The sequence below is a fragment of the Terrimonas sp. genome (genome assembly GCF_003075435.1).
Taxonomy (GTDB): domain Bacteria; phylum Bacteroidota; class Bacteroidia; order Chitinophagales; family Chitinophagaceae; genus Agriterribacter.
Genome location: NZ_QCZJ01000005.1, coordinates 63,361 through 85,377, shown reverse-complemented (window position 1 = coordinate 85,377; position 22,017 = coordinate 63,361). Strand labels below are relative to the sequence as shown.

Genomic DNA, 22,017 nt, shown 5'->3' with positions numbered 1-22,017 from the left:
AAATTGAATTGAGTATCTATAATTATCATACAATGAAGACATACATAAAAAATTTATTCATAATGGCAACTGCAGCTTCTTTATGGAGTTGCACTAAACAGCCTTATTATGAAATACCAACAGACGAAAACGGAAATGTTGTTATTACAGGGGTAGCCAAAACAACCTCTGACGGTATTACCACGCTTGATGATGGCTTTACCGTAACATCATACCTGCCTAATGCTAAAAGCGGTGATGTAATGAAAGTAGAATTATTGCAATTACAAACACCATCCGGCGGTGGATCGCAACAATTATTACCTATGGCAGGCACACAAAAAGAAATAACGCTGGGCGGTGATTTAACTGCTGTAGTTAGTTATACCAGAGCCGAAGCAAAACTGGTTAACGCAGGTGATTATGTTACGGTTACTTTTTCCGGCAAAACCGACGCCGCTACATTCCGGGTTAATCTTAAAGATGCGACTGTAGTATCTAACCCGCAGTATAACGGAAAAGATGTTGATGTGATCAGATCTGCCGGCACCGCAAGCTTTAAAGCAACCGTTGCGCCAGCTTCCGGAGCGTATGCAGGGAACGTAGTTGTAAAAAAGAAGAATGGAACAAATGAAGCATGGCAATCAGTAGGCACATTCTCACCCTCTGACGCCATTCCTGTTTCCGGAGATGACTTCGCTGTTGGTAAAGACACCATGATCTATTCTTTTGTGACTGCACAGGGAAGCTATACCAACGAGGTAATTAAAACCATAGTAGCCAGCAATCCTTATTTCTTCTTAAAAAAATCAGGCACGCTCAGTACAACAAACGATGGATTTAATTTACTCACCGGTGCAGCAGTTGCTTCAACCAATGCGAATGCAGTAATTACATTAGGTGCAAATCTTACCCTATCACAGGGCGCCGCATGGGCAACGGGTGGTAAGGGTATCAGTTTTGTCCCTTCTACCATAGCTACCTACAACCTTAACAGTGTAAATGATGCCAAAACAGCATTCGCGGCAGGTTCGCCTGTTACCAGCATTGATCCTTCTGCAGGCACAGGAGTATATGTGTTTAAACTGGTCAATGGTGGCACAGCATCTGATGTGATATATGGAATGCTGAAAGTAACCAAACTTACGCCGGGCGCTTCCGCGGAGTTTGAATACAGAATAGGCAATTTATATACGCACAATAGCGTAATACAATAATCCGGGTATTATAAACCATTAGGAAATTAAGACACTAACAAAAACGTTAATTAACCTTAATTTCTTAATGGTTTTTTTTAAATAATACCTGCATATTGAGTAGCTTGTAAAATACGCTGTCTCACGACAATAAGAAACCTCTCACAATTTTGATTGCTTAAACAAATACTTATGTCTAAGAAACTATTCAAATCCCGCAGAAATTTCATAAAAAATACCGCTATGGGTGCAGCGGGTTTTATGATCGTGCCCCGCAATGTTTTAGGTAAAGGTTATATAGCGCCAAGTGATAAACTGATTATTGCCGGCGTTGGAGCCGGTGGAAAAGGGCGTTCAGACATTGCTAATTTCTACAAAAGTGGTAAAGCTGAAATTGGTTTTTTGTGTGATGTTGATGATCGCATGGCTGAAGAATCAAGAAAAAATTTTCCTAAGGCCAAATATTATAAAGACTGGAGAGAATTATTTGACAAGGAAGCAAAATCATTCGATGCTGTTTCTGTGTCTACCCCTGACCATACACACGCTGTAGTAGCAATGGCTGCCATGCGCAGGAAGAAACACGTTTACGTGCAGAAGCCTTTAACTCATGATATTTATGAAGCACGTGTGTTAACTGAAGCTGCTGAAAAATACAAAGTAGTTACGCAAATGGGTAACCAGGGAGCTTCGGGTGATGGTGTACGTCAGTTGGTTGAATGGTACGATGCCGGTATTATTGGCGATGTACATTCCGTATATATATTTACCAACAGACCAATTTGGCCACAGGGCATTCCCTGGCCTACAGAAAAACCAGCAGTACCTGCCGGTTTAGATTGGGATTTATGGTTGGGTACAGCCCCTCAGAAAGACTACGTGGATGGTTTGATCCCAGGAAGCTGGCGTGGCTGGTGGGATTATGGTACTGGTGCCTTAGGCGACTTAGGTTGTCACCTTATGGAAGCACCTTTCAGAGTACTTGGTCTGCAATATGCACTGGATGTACAGGCTTCAGTAACCAGTGTATTTACTGCTTTTGGAAAAAGAGGTTATTTCCCTGATAGCTTTCCCCCTTCTGCCCATGCAACACTTACCTTCCCTAAAACAAATAAAACAAAAGGAGAAGTAATTATGCACTGGATGGACGGTGGTATAAAACCAGAACGTCCGGCTGAACTGGGTGCTAATGAAGTATTTGGAGATGGTAACAGCGGTATTTTATTTGTTGGAACAAAAGGCAAAATGATGGCCAGCGAATATGCAGCCAATCCACGCCTTTTACCGCTTAAGAGGAACGAAGAAGTAAAAGTTCCCAAAACTATTAAGCGTGTTCCCGGAAGTGCTGACGGACACTATGCACAATGGGTAGAGGGCTGTATTGCAGGGTATGGTAATATGGAATTAAGTGCTCCGTTTTCTAAATCAGGGCCGCTTACCGAAGCGATTTTAATGGCCAATTTAGGAATCAGGGCAGCAGATACACCAAAGCCAAGAGCTAATGGAAGAGGTAATGATTACCCGGGTGCAAACATGAAGTTGCTCTGGGATTATAAAAACATGAAAGTAACCAACCTCGATGAAGTGAATCAATTTGTGAAGAGAGAATACCGCAAAGGCTGGACACTCGATTTTTAATACTTTTGAAGTCCCGCACAAAAATGCGGGACTCTTTTTTTCTTTCATTTAAAACTATATCGTGAAAAATTTTCTTCTTATTGCTGCTATAACAATGCTTGCCGCATGCAGCAACAAAAAAATTAGTGGCAGTCATAATAACTCCGGCAGCGGAGAATGGATCAGTCTTTTTGATGGTAAATCACTGGATGGCTGGAAAGAAAGTGAAGGACCTTCCTTCAGTATTGAAAATGGTGCTATTAAAGTTGCGGGCAAACGATCGCATCTGTATTACGACGGACCTGTACAAAACCATAACTTCAAAAACTTTGAAGTAAAAATGCAGATCCTCACTAAACCGAACTCTAATTCCGGCTTTTACTTTCACACCCTGTTTCAGCAAAAAGGGTTTCCGGATGACGGATTTGAAGTGCAGGTTAACAACTCGCACAAAGACTGGAAAAGAACTGCGGGCTTGTATGATATCTCAGAAGCCAGGGAAACTTATGTAAAAGACGATGAATGGTTTGAAATGTCTATCAGAGTTGAAGGAAAACATGTAATTACTAAAATTAACGGACAAACGATCATTGACTGGACAGAGCCTGAAGGGGCGACTGCACCCAAAGGGCATCCGGGACGTTTAATAAAAAGCGGCACATTTGCTTTACAGGCGCATGATCCTAACAGTATTGTATACTTTAAAGATATTTATGTGAAGCCGTTGCCATAAGAAGCTATCGGCTATCAGCGTTCAGCTATCAGCTTTGGGCATTTGCAAGGGGTAGAGGTAAGAAGAACTTCTACCCTTTTTGATTTTAAATACGGCAAGCGTAATACATAATAAAAACATACATTAGCGTACTAAAAAACTGAACAAATTTTATAAGAGCTACCCCTACAATTGTGCCCGGAGTAATTCCAGAAATGTAAAAGAATATGAACAAACACCACCACCGCAGGTCTATCCGGTTGAAAGGATACGATTATTCAAAGGCCGGATTATATTTCATTACCATTTGTTGCCAACATAAAATTTGCAGATTTGGAGAAATAATAAACAAAAAAATGGTATTAAATGAATTTGGACAAATCGCCTACAATGAATGGATAAAATTACCGGAACGATTCCCCAATTTCGAATTAGACGTGTTCCAGATAATGCCCAACCACATGCATGGTATAATCGCATTGGTTGGGGCACCCCTCGCGGGTGCCCCGGATAAAAATACGGATGTCTGCACAAACGTACCCATTAACGATGATGGGAATGATACCGTGGTAGGGGCAGGGGCAAGCCCTGCCCCTACCACGGTTGGCAACATTATTGGCGCATACAAATCATTGGCGGCAAATGGATGCCTGGATATTGATAAATCGAAAAACGAAACGATGGGTAAATTGTGGCAACGCAATTATTATGAACATATCATCCGGGATGAAAAATCCTATCAAAACATTTCAAATTACATCATCAACAATCCTGCAAAATGGGCGGAGGATAAATTTTATGCGAACTATAATAAACCATATAAAAAATCATAAAATCATTCATGACATATAATCGTGGCTTTTGCTCCAAAGTACAAAAACTCCAATTAATAACTCGTTGTGCCTGGTAAGGCTATACATAACAAACATAATAACGAATTCTTCGCTCTTTGCTATTCCTATTCCACTCTCATTATTCCTTTCATTGTTTGCCAGTGACCGGGAAATGTACACACAAATGGATATGCTCCGGCTTTTGGGGGCGCGTTAAAATCAAGCCGGTAACTTTTGCCGCTTTGTATTAAAGGCGTTGAAAATAATACTTCGGGTATGGATGGAACAAAGTTTTTTTCATACCCGTTTTTTTGTGCAGCCATCGCGTCAGCAGCCTTGCCCACCTTTTCTATACTTCCGGGTTTGCCAATCACAATATTATGAGGCATGCCATCAGGATTTTCAAATATCAATGTTATCGCTTCACCAGCCTTAACAATAATCTCTTCTTTATTAAAAATCATTTTTGCAGGCACTGTACTTAACTCAATAACTGTTCTGCCAGATATTACCAAAGATTTCCTTTCCGGCTGCTGTTGCTGCTCTGCCGGCTTTGTAATACTATTTCTAAACCTTGTAACCGCAACAACATCTTTCAATGCATCATACTCTTTATCTGTCAGTCCAACCCTGTTATATTTTTTCCATTGCGGATCTTCACGAATAAAGCCCGGCGCTTCCAAAACCTTTGTATCGGTAACGGCGCCTAAAATAAAATCTGCAGCCGCAGTATCGTTTGAAAGAAAATTTTTATCCTTCCTGAACATTTCAACCCACACGGGTTTTAACTGCCTGAATGACTCTTTTAAAGCATAATCAATATAATAATCAACCGGCTTTGCAAGCGTTGCCAGCAAAGCTTTTACAGCAGCTTCCGTATTGAAATAGCTCAGCGAGATAATTGCCTGTAACCTCACTTTTGCAGAGCTGTCTCCCGACATATGGATCAACTGTTGCTCAACATCAGGCAACGCATCTTTCCAGTAAAACATTACTCTTGTTGCGGCAGTACGTATATGCTCATCCCTGCTTTTTAATAATTCATCAAGCAGATTTTTTTCAGGTTGATTGAATTGCTGGTAAACCCACAGCGCTTCCAACTTATGCTGTTCATATTCTTTATCATTTACATCAAGCGTCTTTATCCATTTTTGTAATGCAGGCAATACCTGGGTTGCAGGCAATTGCCGCAGTTGCGTACGTGTGGTATACCTGTGCCTGTCTTCATATACTTTTAACTGATCAAGCAATTGCTCAACAGGCATCGTTGAAAAATCAACCGGCTTCAATAACGCCTTTCTCTTGTATATTATACGCCATATTCTGCCATGCGTATGATCACGCAGCGTATCACGCAAAGCTCTTTCACCATGACTGATGATGGGATTATACCAGTCTGCCACATACAAAGCGCCATCAGGGCCGAAGCGCAAATCAACCGGGCGGAAATTGGGGTCTTTTGCCTGCAGCAATGGTTCAATTTCTTGTGCTATAATACCGCTCTCATTTTCGGTTACGCGATGCTGTTTTACGCCCAGAAAACCAATGAACGTATTGAAAAGCACATTGCCCTGCACTTCACCCGGAAACTGGCGGCTTGATATTATTTCGGTACCGCAAGTTTTGGGCTTCACATCTGTGGTAAGAAAATCTTTCATACCGGTATGCTTGCCCGGATAATCAATAGCAACAGTGAGCGGTGGCGCAAAATAATTCATGCCGGTTGAAACATCACTGATGATCTCGGTACCATTGCGTGTAAATACATGCCCCCAGGGATTGGCATAACCATAAGAAACATGCGTTTCAAGCTTTTGCGTGTGCGGCTCGTAACGAAAAGTAGTGCCATAATCATTTCTTACAGGTCCATACGGCGTTTCAACCTGTGTATGCAAAAACGTGCCCATATGCCAATACAATGCTCCGTCAGGGCCCCAGGTGAATGTATTTAGTGTATGATGAATATCTTCTGTTCCAAAACCATGCAGCACTATTTCCTTCCAGTCAGCTTTTCCATCGCCATCAGTATCTTTCATAAACCAAAGGTTAGGCGGCTGACTTACATATACGCCACCGTTACCAAATTCGAAGCTGTTTGGCATGTATAAACTATCTGCAAAAACAGTTTGCTTGTCTGCCTCACCATCACCATCCGTATCCTCAAGTATCAGTATTTTATCATCTGGCGGCGCACCGGGCAAATATTGCGGGTAGGAAGCCATATCCGCTACCCATAGCCGGCCTTTTGTATCAAACACTATTTTTACAGGATTTGTAAGATCAAAATCCGCTTCAGAAGCAAAAAGGTTTGCCTGGTAGCCTTCAGGCATCGAAAGAATATCTGCAGCCGGCTTTTTTATTGTTGATTTATCAAGCTGGGTAAATTGCACGGTATCCTTAATAATGCCATTTGCTTTAGCCAGGTTTTCCGGTACATCCTCTTTCGCGGTTTCCCAAACTACGCTATCCAAACGATTTACCATATCACCAAGTTTAGCCAACTCTCCCGGATATGAAATTGGCCCACCGGCAGGTTGCACCCAGGGTTCTTTACGCCTGCCAACAATATATTCACTGTTTACTGCGCGGTATAAATAAAAGAACTGCTGGTTTTTCTGGTCTATTATTTTTTTAAGATGGCGATTATATTGATCATCTTTCCAGGCAGATACATTAAATCCCAATGCGGCAGCCATCATTTCACTCACCGCCTTATAGCCTTTTTCATTCAGGTGAATACCATTGATGGTAATGGAATCTGTACTTTTTTCAAGCTGCCGGGTAGCATCAAACAAATCAATAAACGGTATATGCATTTCATCGCTCACCGCCTGCATTGCTTTTACATACAATGCAAGATCTTTATTGTGAGCAGCCGGGTCAGGTAAAAAGCCCCCAAGCTTTTCATGCGCAATGGGTGAAACAAGAATGAGTTGCGGATTATTCACTCCATCAAATTTCTGCTCACGCAGATGATGAAGATATTTTGCCAGTTGTTCTCTAAATGATTGCAGGCTGTCTTTTCCTTTAAACGCTTCATTTAATCCATAACACGCAAAAATGATCTGTGCTTTTTGCCGGGTAAGGTATTCATCCAGCGAAGGAAAGTTCATTGGGCGCGACTGCATATTAATCTCATCAGCGCTCCAGCCCAGGTTTCTCACCACCAGGTTTTTGCCAGGGAAACTACTGTATAACAACGGCTCAAAATAATTATAGTACTGCAATCGCTCCGCAAAAGTATTGCCTATAAAAACAATATGACTACCTGCAGCCGGGTCTAATATATGTACAGGTGTTTTCTTTTGCAAACAACTTGCGGCAAACAATACGCCGATAAATAACGGAAAAGTGAATATGCGGATTTTGATCATGCTGATTTCAACAATATTTTTATTCATATACATGCAAGCTTGGCTGCCTAAATTAACCATTCATCAGCATTAACTATCCTGCTCTATCATTGCTCATAATAATACAACTGAGAAAACATTTCTTTCTTTTACTCGTATCTTGCGTTATCAAATAATGTATGCCCGGGCTTCCCATATATCTTGATAATAATGCAACCACTCCCATTGATGCTGCTGTGCTTGATGCAATGATGCCTTACCTTACCAACCAGTTTGGCAATGCCTCAAGCAGGAGCCATAGTTTTGGCTGGGTAGCAGAAGAAGCGGTTAATTTGGCGAGAGAACAGGTTGCGGCATTAACCGGAGCTGACAGCAGTGAAATTATTTTTACTTCCGGCGCAACAGAAGCCGTTAATCTCGCCATTAAAGGAGTATTTGAAATGTATGGGGATAATGGCAAACACATCATCACCTGCGCTACTGAACATAAGGCAGTGCTTGATACCTGCAGGCATCTTGAAAAAAAAGGAGCAGAAATAACTATACTTCCTGTTCTGCAGAATGGCATTATTGATACAACGGCTATTAAGAATGCTATAAGAAAAGATACAGTACTCATTACTGTTATGTACGCCAATAATGAGACCGGTGTAATACAGCCTATCCGCGATATTAGTGCTGTTGCGAAAGAAAACAATATTTTGTTTTTTACTGATGCTACGCAGGCTGTTGGAAAAATACCTGTTAATGTTATTGACGACAATATTGACCTGCTCTGTCTTTCCGCACATAAAATATATGGACCCAAAGGCGTTGGCGCTTTATATGTAAGGAGAAAAAATCCGCGTGTAAGGCTATCACCTCAAATAGATGGTGGCGGTCATGAAAAAGGATTGCGCAGCGGCACATTGAATGTGCCTGGCATTGCAGCATTGGGAAAAGCAGCCGAACTATGCAGATTACAAATGCAGGAAGAAGCATTGCGCATAAAAAAACTGAGAGACAAACTTGAAGATGCATTACTTAACATCGGAGGAATAACAGTAAATGGTGATACTGAACATCGCTTACCTAATGTAACCAATCTTTCTTTTAATAACATAAAGGGAAACCAGTTACTCACTGCTATTACCAAAACCATTGCTGTTTCATCCGGCTCTGCCTGCACATCTGCCAATCCTGAGCCTTCGCATGTGTTAAAAGCAATGGGCGTTGCAGATGAATCCGCAAGAAACTCTATACGTTTTGGTTTGGGAAGATTTACAACCGAAGAAGAAATTAATTTTGCGATTGAGGAAGTGGGGAAGATAGTAAATGGGGAATCAATGTCGTTTCCTTTAGCATAAGAATCATCATAAAACTTTTAAATTATCAGCAACCCAGAGATTTATCGCACTGTTACCAGTAACCGGATAAGCCGCCTCTTTTTGTCTGGTCACGCCGAAGGTGGGATTGAAAAAATGCGGAGCATATTTTTTCAAAAGACAAAAAGCAGCGGCGTTCCGGTTACGAAGCCCGCCGGCTTGAGGCAATCAACAACTTGCCCTTAAAAACGCTATGCACTCTTAAGGAAACGACATTGATTCATTATTGATTATTCACCATTGCCCCTCCCCTACCAATTTAACTCCAGCTTATTATTCTTCCTGTTCACATCAGCCATCCGCTGCGTGGCGTCAATCTCAATAGACTTAATATTCATCAGCTTTTGATTAACCTCGAAAGTATAAACAGGATGCGTCCATTTCCAGGGTTCGCGTACTACCCTTGGCGTTGTATCCTCCTGCGGTTTTTCACCAAACATTATTAACTGCGGTATATAGGCGGTTTCTTTTGAGCCATCTTTAAATTGTAATGATACATCTACCGGCATCGGTATTTGCCCGATCATTTTTAGGCGGATATTGGTTTTACCATTCTGCTCCCACAAACTATCTATGGCATAATCAATGGTCTTGGTAGTATTTACCCAATATTCTTTATACCAGTCTAATTGTATGCCACTAACCTTTTCGGCTACACGAATAAAATCATTGGCATTGGGGTGTTTAAACCGCCATTGTTTATAATACTCCAGCAGGGTTTTATCTCTCAGCGAATCGCTGATAATATATCCAAGTTGTTCAAGAAATACGGCTCCTTTGGAGTATGCTGCGTTACTGTAAGCGTAATTAGTGTTGAAATGATCCGCATGAGTGGTTAACGGCTCTTCCAGCCCGCTCCTTACCAGATTAAAATATCCTGTATAAGAATCATCCTGGTATAATGGCAGATCTGCAGATTGACCAGCCTTTGCAGGGTCTGCAAGCAACTCAAGCCCGCTAATAAGCCCGGCTTTCTTTTGTTTGTAAAAAGCTGAAACCAATCCTTCCGCATAGCTGGTAAATCCTTCATCCATCCACGCGTACAATGATTCATTTGTTGCAAGCATCATCTGGTACCAGCTATGCATCCATTCATGAAAAACAGTGCCCAGGCTTGGCCCGGCAATCAATGTAGCCATCGGGTATTCCATACCGCCATCACCACCATGTATGAACGAATATTGCTTGTATGGGTATTCTCCGAAATGCTTCTCTATAAAAGGTAATGCAGTTACCGCAGCATCAGCTACTTCCTTCCAGGCAGCATCATTTGCTGCATCGTTTGGTTTGTTTTTATATAAAACATGAATAACCGGACCATTCGGAATATTACGGGTGAGGTGTTTGAATTCAGGATCAGCAGCCCACATAAAATCATGCACATTAGGCGCATTAAATTTCCAGGTAAGCGTGTTGCCGGAGGGGCGATTGACTTTCGTACCCGCGTCTTCGTAACCATAACCAACCTGGCTGGCATTCTGCAGATACCCTGTTCCTCCAATAATATAATTCTTATCAATAGTAATATTCACATCATAATCTCCCCACACACCATAAAACTCCCTTGCCACATACGGTGTAGGGTGCCATCCTTCGTAATCATACTCACACATTTTAGGATACCACTGGCTCATAGAATATCTTACGCCTGTACGTGGGTTATCTCTTCCTGAGCGACGTATCTGTAAAGGTACCTGCGCTTCAAAATCCATATCAAACACCACTTTCGATTTAGGAAGTATAGGCTTTGATAAATTAACCTCCAGGATGGTTTCATATATTTTGAACTGCTGGTCAACACCATTCAATTTTAATGTATTTATTTTCTGGTAACCGATCTCATCTGGTTTGAGGTTAAGGATGCGATTCTGCACTCTTGGATCCCAGTCTCCAACAGGGTTTCCATCTCTTCCGCGAAACTGAATTTTACCCAGTTCACGGCTCCTTGCATCCATCATACTATTAGGCTGAAATGCGTTCCAGTACAGATGGTAAAATACTTTGTATAAAGTATCGGGCGAATTATTCCAGTATTCCAGTTTTTGTTTACCGGTAAATCTATTGGTTTGCACATTCATATTAATATCCATCACATACTTCACCTTCTGCTGCCAGCGATCAGGCTGTGCAAAAACACTAATACTTATAAAACAAATAACCAGGGTCGCAAATATTCTCATGATTGCTATTTTTTAAACTGCCGCAAAGGTAATTAAAGCGTTCGTTACTATACCTGCCTAAAAAAATGGTGAGAAGTGAATATTTCACTCCTCACCAACACACTGAAAACCGGGAAATTTTATAGTGTAAGATTATCTTTCAGCAATTTACCATCAGCGTCAAACAAAAGTATTTTCTTTTGTACGCTCGATTTGGCAACATGTATTTTATATTCTTTTTTATCATCCGGCAATTCAACCTCGTATACTGTCTTTGTTTCCCAATCAGTATACTTGCTTTTACTGAATCCATCTTTTACGGCAGAGGGGAGATCATCTGCATTGAGCTCTTTTTCTGTTCCCTGCCATTCTCCTTTTTTATTAAATCTTGCTTCAAGCTTATCACCGTTCAATTCAAATGTAGCGGCAAAAGCACTGAGCTTATCTTTCCATTCTACATTTTTTGCATCAGCATATTTTTCAGAAAATGCATTGGTAACTTCAGCGGGTATTTTCCGTACCTGGGCATTGGCTGTAAATATTAAGCCGGCACATATAAGCAATACCACAAAATATATCTTTTTCATAAATTGTATTTATTGTTAACAGGTGCAATTTCGTGCCAGATGAGTGTGCGTGCAAAGAAAAGTTTGTAAAAATTTCTTAATATTAACTTCATCAAAAAACGTGCTCGCCGTGATTTTTACTTTTCTTTAGTTTCTTTTGATGAGCTTATACACTTCAAACCATACAACTGAAACCGTAGCAATAGCCAGGGCTGTGAGCAATTGTGCAGCATTTAAACAGGATACTTTAAAAAAAGCAGAGAAGGGCTTGAAATAAAGAATTAAAAAAAGCAGCACAAGTGTAATGGCATTTATGCCAACCAGCAATGAGTTGCGGTTTTTAAAACTATGCAGCATACTGTAATAAAAAGAACGGTTAGCAAGACTCAATAAAATATTTGAAAAAATTAAAGTAGAAAATACCATTGCTCTTGTTTCTGCTTCATTACCACCTTTCTGAACAGTGTATTGGTACACAAATAACACTCCGGCGGTAATTACCAATCCCTGGATTATACTGATAGTCAGCTCATGCCAGCTTAAAAAGGTATTCGTAATTACTCTTGGAGGTTGTAACATAGCGTTTTTTTCAATAGGTTCATTTTCATACACAATAGAGCAGGTTGGCCCCATTACCAGTTCCAGAAAAATAACATGAACCGGTGTGAATATCTGGGGAAATACCCAGCCCAGGAACAGAGGCAACGACACTGTGAGTATTATAGGAATATGGATAGATATAATATACTGAACTGCTTTTTTTATATTGGAGTAAATCCTTCTACCCGCGGCAATACCGGTGATCAATTTGCCTAAATCATCATTAGTAATAACCAATGAAGCTGCTGACTTCGCAATTTCAGTTCCTTTATTTCCCATTGCCACCCCGATATGTGCTGCTTTCAGGGCCGGACTGTCGTTTACACCGTCACCCAGCATTGCCACCACTTCTCCTTTTTTCTTAAGCGCATTCACAACAGCCAGTTTGGCTTCCGGAAACATCCGGGTAAATAATGTTGTACGTTCGGTAACCTGTATAAGTTCCTCCCCGGTATATCTTAGAATATCCATACCACTAACGGCCGGATAAGCGTTGATTATACCTGCCTGCTCAACAATGGCCTTAGTAGTTTCTGCATTATCGCCGGTAATAACTTTAACCTTAATGCCTGCATCATAAACTTTTTGAAACACTTCTTTAATTCCTTTTTTGGGTGGGTCGTAAAACACTACAAAACCCAAAAAGTCAAATTCAAATTCCTGCTGCTTTACGGGAAAATTGTTTCCATCAAAATTTGCTTTGGCAACGCCTAACACCCTGTATCCTTTTTGCCCCAATTGACCTGTTAGCTCATTCAGTCTTTTCTTTTGGGAATCAGAAAGCCGGCTGACGTTAACAATAGCCTCCGGCGCTCCTTTAGCCGCAATGATTCTCTCTTTTTTATCATTCTCAAAAAGATGTGTCATCATTGGAGGTTTGCCCTCAAGAGGATATTCATGAAACAATTGAAACTCCTTCCTCAAATCATGCCGTTGTGTTTTTTCATATGTATTGTGCAGCGTTTTTTCCATAGGGTCAAATGGAACAGGTTCGCTGCTCCACATTGCATAATCAATAAGTGTTGAAAGACTTGCATCGCCAAAAACATTTTCGCCTAATAGTTTATCCGTTTTAAAATCATAAAGGAGTTTCAACTGCATGGAATTTTCAGTGATAGTTCCTGTTTTGTCTGTGCAAATGACTGTGGTGCTGCCTAATGTTTCTACAATACTGCTTCTTTTTACTATTATACCTTCCCGCATCAGTTTCCAGGCGCCCAAAGCCATAAAAGTTGTAAAGGCAACCGGAATCTCTTCAGGCAATACCGACATGGCGAGCGTTAATCCATTTAGCAAGCTGTTTATAACATTGCCCGTTTGAGAAAAGCTGACAATACACACAAGTAAAAAAATAGTAAGTCCAATAATCGCCATCAATTTTACAAACCGCCGGATCTGCATTTGAAGAGGTGAGTCTTCCTCTTTAATATCCTTCAGTGATTCACCTATTTCCCCGATCTTGGTTTCCCTCCCGATTTTTTCCACTTCAAAAATAGCGAGACCAGAAACGGTAATAGTTCCGCTATATACTTTGTTATCTTCAGATCCGCTGTCTTTAAATACAGAAAAGCTTTCACCCGTAAGCGAAGATTCGTTAACGGAGAAATCATTGCTATGAATAATCGTCCCGTCAGCATTTATTATTTTTCCTTCTTCTGTTACACATAAATCACCAACAACAATTTCATAAGTGGGTATTTGTATAATTTTTGAATCCCGGATAACGGTGCTTAAAGGCTCATTCAGCTTTTCCAGTTCCTGTAACGCCTTTTTGCTGCGGTTATCCTGGTAAAAAGAAATTCCTGAAACAGCGACAATGGCTGCCAGCATAAATAAAGCTTCGCCATAATTACCTACAATTACATATATCACAGAAATAATGATCAGTAAAATGAGCATTGGTTCCTTCAGTATGTCTGCAAGCATACGCCACCAGGTGCTTTTGCCTTCTATATATACCTGGTTAAATCCAAATTTCTCTCTTGACTTCTTTATTTCGTCTTCTGTAAGACCTTTCAGATGATCGGGTATATTGTAAGAATACATAATCAAAAATCAGGATTAAACTGCTTCGCCCAGGTAATATTTGCTCAATTCAAAACATCAGCACTTACGACACGCCCTCAATAACCACTACAATCTCACCTTTTACGCCTTTGGCGATAAAATGATCGCAAACTTCGCGCAGGCTTCCCCGCTTGTTTTCTTCAAACATTTTGGTAAGCTCCCTGCTTACACAGCATTGACGTTCCGCACCAAAATATTGAATACACTCCTCTAATGTTTTTACAAGCCGCATGGGCGATTCATAGAAAACAATGGTGCGCTCTTCTTCAGCAAGTTTTTTAAATAAAGTCTGGCGCCCTTTCTTTAATGGCAAAAAACCTTCAAAACAAAAACGGTTAATTGGCAGTCCGCTGTTTACCAATGCAGGCACAAAAGCAGTGGCGCCGGGTAAACATACTACTTTAATATTTCTTTTTACACATTCCCTTACCAGTAAAAAAGCGGGATCCGAGATGCCCGGCGTGCCGGCATCGGTGAGTAATGCCATTGTTTTTCCTGCCTGCAACTGATCGGCAAGGTGAGATACTATTTTATGTTCGTTATGCTGATGATAAGGCGTGATTGGTTTTTGAATATTATAATGCTTAAGCAGCAGCGAGGATGTTCTTGTATCTTCCGCGAGTATAAGCTCAACCTGCTTTACTATTTCTACCGCCCTGAAAGTAAAATCAGCAAGGTTGCCGATAGGTGTAGGAACAATATATAACATTGCACATTGATTATGATAGATAAATTGTAGAATTGTAAGAAGTGAAACGTTAGATGTGAAAGTTCATCTCACCTTTGACATCTCACGTTTTACATAACACCAGGCAATGTCAATCAGTTAACCGTTATTTCAAAATATTCCATTACCTGGTTGGCCAGTAATTTTTGTGAAGCTTCTTCCGCTATCTTTCTGGCTTCTTCTTTTGAAGCGGCTTCAACCTGCAGTGTAATATGCTTGCCGATACGCACATCTTCTACCCCTTTTAAACCTAAATTGCTCAGGCCGCTCATTACGGCCTTACCCTGGGGGTCAAGCAGCTCTTTTAAAGGCATTACATTAATATGAACCGCGTATATCATGATGCTGTTTTATTTTTAAGCGGCAAAGATAACAGAATGTAGGCTATAAAAATAAACGGAACTGCCAGCCATTTGAATAAAATGGTCAATACGGCAGCTATTGCCAGCAATATCCATTTTGAGCCGTTATTTTTAAAAGAATAGTCTTTGAATTTCAGGCTCATAATGGGAATATTGGAAACCATCAGGTAACTGAGCAAAATAATTACGGCATACCATAGCCACTTATTTAAAAGCAGGTTAATTACAGTATCCGTACTGTTATGCCAGAATATAAGCGGAAAAGAGGCTATCAATAAACCAACAGCAGGTGTTGGCACGCCCCTAAAATGATAGGTTTGGGTTTCATCAATATTAAACTTCGCCAGTCGCCATGCAGCAGCCACAGGAATAAGTAATGCAGGTAAAAGCCATACTACAGAAGCATTCAGCCCATCTTCTTCCCGCGCTATTGACAGCCGTAAAAACTGGTAAATGATCATTCCCGGCGCCACGCCAAAACTTACCACATCACTCAGGGAATCCAATTGTTTGCCCATTTCAGAAGTAACTTTTAACAGCCGCGCCACAAAACCATCTAAAAAATCTACCACGCCTGCCAGCGCGATAAAAAGCGAGGCCATAAAAATTTGCTCCGGCATACTCAGCATCTGCGATCCTTCTTCTGTATTCAATAATACCACCCCGGTTTGCAATACGGCAATAATAGCCATACAACCAAAAGCCAGGTTGAGTAATGTAAAGAGGTTGGGTATATGCTTCATCTGTAGTATTGGTTTAAAAAGAAATGCACTGTATTATTTAACGTTTCATCAAAGTTTCTATTTCATCAACAGTGATAGGAATTTTCTTCATCAGATCTTTATTGCCATGCTTTGTGACCCAGAAATTATTTTCAATACGGATACCCATATGTTCTTCCTCAATATAAATACCAGGTTCAACAGTAAATACCATTCCTTCTTTTATCGGCTCCGTTCTTGTACCAAGGTCGTGCACATCTATGCCAAGATGATGGGAAATGCCATGATACAAATATTTACGGTAAGCCCTGTTGTCCTTATCTTCATTTTTCACATCTGATTTCTTCAACAAGCCGATTTTAATAAATTGTTTGGTTGCCTCCTCTCCTACTTTGTCAGTATATGCAAGAATAGAAATACCGGGCTTTAAAATAGATGCGGCATATTTATGCAAATGCAAACAGGCATTATATACTTCTTTCTGCCGCTTTGTAAATTTTCCGTTTACAGGCACTGTACGCGTAAGATCAGCACAATAACCGCCGTATTCCGCCCCAAAATCCATCAATACCAATTCTCCGGCTTTACATTCTTCGTTATTAGAAACATAATGAAGCGTTCTTGCCCTGTCGCCACTGGCAATAATAGAACCATAAGCCGGACCGGTTGCCCTGTTGATCAGGAACTCATGTAATATCTCAGCTTCAATTTCATACTCCATCACACCCGGGCGGATAAAAGAAAGCAGCCTGCGGAATGTTTTTTCCGTAATATCCATTGCTTTTTGCATCACCTCAATCTCAAACGGCATTTTTACAGCACGCAGTTCTTTTAAAATTTTGGCGCTGCGCATATATTTGTGCAATGGATATTGCCTGCGCATTTCTCCAGCATAACGGTAATCCCTAACCGCTACCTTATTCGCTTTGCGATCATTTTCATTTGTATTAAGATATATGGTATCTGCAAGATGAATCAGCGGTTGAAGAAATCCGTCTAAAGTATCAAGCCATATAATTGTTGAAATACCCGATATTTCCTGCGCTTCTTTTGCCCGTAATCTTTTACCATCCCATTTTTCTTTCAGCTCATTAGGACGAACCAGCACCAATACTTCCTTATACTTTTTATCAGGATTATCAGGAAATAAGATCAGCATAGTATCTTCCTGCACAATTCCGGTAAGCCAGTAGAGGTCAGCATTTTGCTTAAAAGGATAAAGCGCATCTCCATTCGTTGGCAGCTCATCATTGCTATTAAATATGGCAATGGCATTTTTCTCCATTTTTGCCACAAAGCGCTTTCTATTGGTAAAAAATATCTGTGGATTTAACGGCAGGTATTTCATCGTAAACAACTTTATTCAATTGAATAATGCTGCAATATCTGCATAATATGGCGGCCGGCAAAAAAAGGTACAGTATTAGATGAGGGAATATCGTATAAGGTATAAGCCATTATTTTATGAGACCGCAGTATTACTACTATGTAACTTCGTCGCACTCTTCAACTGTATCGCTATGGTGGGCATAGCGCAGCAGTCAATAAAATATGCTTTTGTATTAAAATATATACTGAATTTATAATGATAATTCAGGAAATTGGCAATTACATTTCTTCAGTACATAAACAGCATTCATGAAGTATTCACTTGTATTGTTAATTATTACGGTAAAGTTTAGCATAGCACAGGTAAAGTTTTTTGTTTCTCCCACCGGAAACGATCAGCACAAAGGCTCCATACAACAGCCTTTTAAAACCTTACAGCAAGCTATTAAGGTTGCTTCTACTCAAAAAGGAAAAAATGTAATAATAGTACTTAAAAAAGGCATATACTACCCGGGTAATACTATTACCATTCATACAGATAAATTCCTGCCCTCATCATTGCTGATTACATCTAATAACAACGAAACTGTAACCATCAGCGCCGGCAAACCACTTACTCCCAAATGGAAGCCCTGGCAAAATGGAATATATGTAACTGAAGTGCCTGCAGGTATTGCATTTGAAAGACTGTATGTAAATAATATACTTCAGCCACTTGCGCGTTATCCAAATTATGATTCATCTGCAAGAGTTTTTCACGGTACTGCTGCTAATGCCATTGCACCGGAAAGAGTAAAAAAATGGAAAAATCCAGTTGGTGGATATATACATGCTTTACATGCGCATGAATGGGGCGGGTTTCATTATCGCATAACCGGTGCCGATAGTTCAGGTGATTTACAAATGGAAGGTGGATGGCAGAATAACCGCCCTAACAAAATGCATGAACAATACCGGTTTGTAGAAAATATTTTTGAAGAGCTGGACGCGACAGGAGAATGGTGGCTCGACAGAAATAAAAACCTATTGTATTACTATCCGCCCAAAGCAATTGATATAGCAAAAGCAACCATAATAGTTGCTCGATTAAAAAACAGTATTGAGCTTAAAGGAACAGAAACAAAGCCTTTAAAAAATATCCGTATATCAGGTATTCATTTCACTCATAACGAAAGAAGCTTTATGGATACGAAAGAGCCGCTGCTGCGCAGCGACTGGACTATATACAGGGGTGGCGTTATATTAATGGACGGAACGGAGCATTGTAAAATTTCTGACTGTGTATTTGAAGGTATTGGCGGTAATGCTATAATGGTGAGCAATTATAATAAGCACGACACTATCACAGGTTGTCATATTTACAATACAGGAGCAAACGCAGTTTGTTTTATAGGTGATACAAAAGCCGTTCGCTCCCCTTCCTTCGGGTATGAAAATTTTATCCCCTATAACTTACTCGATAAAACACCAGGGCCACTAGCCAATAATTATCCGCAACAGTGTATCGTTACAGATAATTTATTTCATGATCTAGGCGACATTGAAAAACAGGCAACAGGGGTGCAGATACAGGTCGCGTCTGAAATTACGGTTAGCTATAACAGTATTTATCAAACTTCCAGGGCAGGAATTAATATAGGGGATGGTGCATTCGGCGGACACATCATTGAGTTCAATGATGTATTTAATACAGTAAGAGAAACAGGAGATCATGGTTCCTTCAATTCGTGGGGGCGCGACAGATATTGGGCACCTGACAGAAAGTATATGGATAGTTTAGCAGCGGCACATCCTGAATTGATTTTACTGGATGCACACAAGCAAACTATTATTCGCAATAACAGGTTTCGTTGCGATCATGGTTGGGATATTGACCTTGATGACGGTTCTTCTAATTATCATATTTATAATAACCTTTGTTTAAATGGTGGCTTAAAATTGAGGGAGGGATTTTATCGCATTGTTGAAAACAATATTATGATCAACAATTCTTTTCATCCGCATGTTTGGTTTAAAAACAGTGGTGATGTGTTTGAAAGAAATATCGTAATGAAAAAATACGCACCGATACAGGTGAGAGACTGGGGTAATAAAATTAATCACAACCTGTTTCCTGATACGGCTGCTTTGCATGATGCGCAATTGCATGGAACAGACAGCAACAGTATAGCTGGTGACCCACTGTTTATAAATCCTGCAAAAGGAGATTATACTGTTGCAGCAGGTTCTCCGGCTTTAAAAACCGGTTTTAAAAATTTTGAGATGCATGCATTCGGTGTACAAAAAGCCTCTCTCAAAAAAATAGCACAACAACCACAGATACCGGTGCTCATCAATGATGCAGGACTTTCTGACAAATCTGTTGCCGTTACATTTTTAGGAGGCACAATCAAATCGGTAGATGGATTGGGCGATCGTTCCGCTTATGGCTTGCCGGATGAAACCGGTGTGGTCATTTTATCTGCTGGGAATAATACTTTACTCTCACTTTCTGGTTTGCAGGATAAAGACGTAATCCGCACCGCTGATGGCAAAACCATCATTGATGTAAAACAACTGATGGATATTTATCAAACCTTAAACTGGACAGGCCGCATACCTATAACTGTTATGCGTAATCAGCAATTGATAAATACAGAGTTGAAAACGAAATAACTGATGACTTTCAACGGCCAGCCATCAGCTATTAGGCTTATTATATATCATATCCTTTTTTAAGGACCGGTTCCCGGATGGATTTAATGGCTTCTTCCAGGGTTATCTGTTCCGGGATTAGCCGTATGCTGTGCATCAAAATATTGTTGTTATTTTACGGAAAGCGCTGTAATTTCTTTTGAGATCATTTATCTTTCCTTGGCTTTTCAGTCACAAATACTTTCCATAATATTTGAATGCCATCCTCTCAGTTTCCCCAAAAAAACCATTTACAAAAACATCTTTACTAATAGCTTCAACAAGGCTTTCTTTATAACTGATATTACCCTGGTGAAGAAATTCTTACCCGCTGTATAAAGCAACTTCATATCAGGCTTTTCTTTTCCTTATGATAGCTTCTTAATATATAGCGCCACCAAACATATTATTATATAAACTAATACAAGTACTGCTTTTATAATACAGAACAAAATCATTGTTGTTAACAATTCATAAACTTATTCCCACCACCAGATATCAAAACTTTTTTGGGCTTTCACAAACTCATATATATTTGTATAAATTCAACTTGATAATCTTCGTAGAATTCTAATTTAAAATTTAAATAGCGCTTTAACTTGCTGTTTGATAAATTAACTGTATGATTAGCCTTGAAAAAAAGATTTGTATTGCTGGTGCGGGCGGCTTGGGAAGGGAGGTGCTTAGCTATATTCTGGATGAGCTTGATCCAAAAGGAATTAAAGCTGAGGATCATGTTTGTTTTATGCAAAGTGATGATCATATCAGGGAAACTCAAATCATGGGGATTAATGTAATTCCATTATCTAAATTTAACCCCTCCACTCACAATGTTGTTGTTGCCATTGGCAATCCACAGGTTCGCAAAAAATTCGTAGAAAATCTACCGGCAGATACAAAATATACAAGCATTATTCATCCAAGTGCAATAATATACAGATGGGTAGATATTGATGAAGGCTGCATCATAATGGCCGGCTCTATTATTTCCAGTAATATTAAAATGGGCAAGCATATTCATTTAAATGCTGCTACTACTATAGGACATGATTGTATCCTGGGCGACTACTTTACCACAGCTCCTGCTGTAAACATAAGCGGGAATTGTTTAATTGGAGAATGTGTATATTTTGGCACTAACGCTGCGGTAAAGCAGGGCATAACCATTTGCAATAATGTCACCATAGGGATGGGAGGTATTGTTGTAAAAAATATTACCGAAGAGGGTGTATATACCGGCGTTCCTGCGGCAAAGCTTATCAAAAAAAAATGATATTTTTCTAATCCCCATATCCGTAAACCACTCTACTGATTAAGTTTTATTATTCATAAGCCTCAAAATGTATGTCAAAATTCGGGGAACTTATCAACGGAGACAAACCAGTGCTGGTAGATTTTTTTGCGACATGGTGCGGTCCATGTAAAACGATGGCGCCTGTACTTGAAAAAGTGAAAGCCACCATTGGCGATACTGCAACTATTATTAAAATTGACGTTGATAAAAATCCGGCTGCCGCCGGCAACTATCAAATACAGGGAGTACCTACGCTTATTTTATTTAAGCAGGGAAAAATATTATGGAGACAATCTGGAGTTGTGCCGGGCGATCAATTAGAAAAAATCATACGCCGGTACACAGATAACTGAATATATAAATTCGATTTAGTATTTCCAGTGCAATGTTGCAACCAGATACTATTTTTCTAAAGCATTACCCGGTTTCATTACTGTTTTCAAACCCGGCAGATAAAAAACAAC

At 40.1% G+C, this 22,017-nt stretch carries 16 protein-coding genes; 8 read left to right on the top strand and 8 right to left on the bottom strand.

The window, feature by feature from the left end:
* Window positions 1–32 precede the first annotated feature (32 nt).
* From DC498_RS07555 to DC498_RS07540, 4 genes are all read left to right on the top strand, one after another.
* Window positions 33–1,196, top strand: coding sequence for a hypothetical protein (locus DC498_RS07555; RefSeq protein WP_133176784.1), 1,164 nt, complete (start codon window positions 33–35; stop codon window positions 1,194–1,196).
* Between the two features lie 171 nt (window positions 1,197–1,367).
* Window positions 1,368–2,813, top strand: a complete 1,446-nt coding sequence (locus DC498_RS07550) for a Gfo/Idh/MocA family protein (RefSeq protein WP_116873550.1) — start codon at window positions 1,368–1,370, stop codon at window positions 2,811–2,813.
* 61 nt (window positions 2,814–2,874) lie between these two features.
* Entirely contained in the window at window positions 2,875–3,525 is a 651-nt protein-coding gene (locus DC498_RS07545; protein WP_116873549.1) for a 3-keto-disaccharide hydrolase, read from the top strand.
* A gap of 206 nt (window positions 3,526–3,731) precedes the next feature.
* Window positions 3,732–4,337, top strand: coding sequence for a transposase (locus DC498_RS07540; protein ID WP_116873548.1), 606 nt, complete (start codon window positions 3,732–3,734; stop codon window positions 4,335–4,337).
* 125 nt (window positions 4,338–4,462) lie between these two features.
* On the opposite strand, the gene DC498_RS07535 is transcribed toward DC498_RS07540, so the two are convergent.
* Window positions 4,463–7,738 carry a PVC-type heme-binding CxxCH protein gene (locus DC498_RS07535; RefSeq protein WP_165813783.1) on the bottom strand — a complete coding sequence of 1,092 codons (3,276 nt, stop codon included), beginning with the start codon at window positions 7,736–7,738 and terminating at the stop codon, window positions 4,463–4,465.
* Window positions 7,739–7,869: 131 nt separating this feature from the next.
* On the opposite strand from DC498_RS07535, the gene DC498_RS07530 reads away from it, so the two are divergent.
* Window positions 7,870–9,036, top strand: coding sequence for a cysteine desulfurase family protein (locus DC498_RS07530; protein ID WP_116873546.1), 1,167 nt, complete (start codon window positions 7,870–7,872; stop codon window positions 9,034–9,036).
* A gap of 269 nt (window positions 9,037–9,305) precedes the next feature.
* On the opposite strand, the gene DC498_RS07520 is transcribed toward DC498_RS07530, so the two are convergent.
* The 7 genes from DC498_RS07520 to DC498_RS07490 form a co-directional block, all read right to left on the bottom strand.
* Window positions 9,306–11,234 (bottom strand): M1 family metallopeptidase, encoded by a 1,929-nt coding sequence (locus tag DC498_RS07520; protein ID WP_116873544.1) that lies wholly within the window; start codon window positions 11,232–11,234, stop codon window positions 9,306–9,308.
* 119 nt (window positions 11,235–11,353) lie between these two features.
* Window positions 11,354–11,800, bottom strand: a complete 447-nt coding sequence (locus DC498_RS07515) for a PepSY-like domain-containing protein (protein ID WP_116873543.1) — start codon at window positions 11,798–11,800, stop codon at window positions 11,354–11,356.
* 126 nt (window positions 11,801–11,926) lie between these two features.
* Window positions 11,927–14,425 carry a cation-translocating P-type ATPase gene (locus tag DC498_RS07510; protein ID WP_116873542.1) on the bottom strand — a complete coding sequence of 833 codons (2,499 nt, stop codon included), beginning with the start codon at window positions 14,423–14,425 and terminating at the stop codon, window positions 11,927–11,929.
* 64 nt (window positions 14,426–14,489) lie between these two features.
* On the bottom strand, window positions 14,490–15,155 hold the full coding sequence (gene rsmI, locus DC498_RS07505) for a 16S rRNA (cytidine(1402)-2'-O)-methyltransferase (protein ID WP_116873541.1): 666 nt from the start codon (window positions 15,153–15,155) through the stop codon (window positions 14,490–14,492).
* 113 nt (window positions 15,156–15,268) lie between these two features.
* The gene (gene purS / locus DC498_RS07500; protein ID WP_116873540.1) at window positions 15,269–15,514 is read right to left on the bottom strand and encodes a phosphoribosylformylglycinamidine synthase subunit PurS; all 246 of its coding nucleotides are present in this window, start codon (window positions 15,512–15,514) and stop codon (window positions 15,269–15,271) included.
* Complete coding sequence (locus DC498_RS07495; RefSeq protein ID WP_116873539.1) at window positions 15,511–16,278, bottom strand: CDP-alcohol phosphatidyltransferase family protein; 768 nt, start codon at window positions 16,276–16,278, stop codon at window positions 15,511–15,513. Before DC498_RS07495 ends, purS begins: the two co-directional genes overlap by 4 nt.
* Window positions 16,279–16,315: 37 nt before the next feature.
* Window positions 16,316–17,605 (bottom strand): aminopeptidase P family protein, encoded by a 1,290-nt coding sequence (locus DC498_RS07490; protein WP_116873538.1) that lies wholly within the window; start codon window positions 17,603–17,605, stop codon window positions 16,316–16,318.
* A gap of 290 nt (window positions 17,606–17,895) precedes the next feature.
* Here DC498_RS07490 and DC498_RS07485 point away from each other — a divergent pair, with 290 nt between their 5' ends.
* The 3 genes from DC498_RS07485 (at window position 17,896) to trxA (ending at window position 21,906) form a co-directional block, all read left to right on the top strand.
* Window positions 17,896–20,241: a PDZ domain-containing protein gene (locus DC498_RS07485; RefSeq protein ID WP_116873537.1), complete on the top strand. Its 2,346-nt coding sequence runs from the start codon at window positions 17,896–17,898 to the stop codon at window positions 20,239–20,241.
* A 640-nt stretch (window positions 20,242–20,881) separates the two neighbouring features.
* A complete protein-coding gene (locus DC498_RS07480) occupies window positions 20,882–21,532 on the top strand; it encodes an acetyltransferase (protein WP_116873536.1) in 651 nt (216 codons plus the stop codon).
* 71 nt (window positions 21,533–21,603) lie between these two features.
* Window positions 21,604–21,906: a thioredoxin gene (trxA, locus tag DC498_RS07475; RefSeq protein WP_116873535.1), complete on the top strand. Its 303-nt coding sequence runs from the start codon at window positions 21,604–21,606 to the stop codon at window positions 21,904–21,906.
* Window positions 21,907–22,017 lie beyond the last annotated feature (111 nt).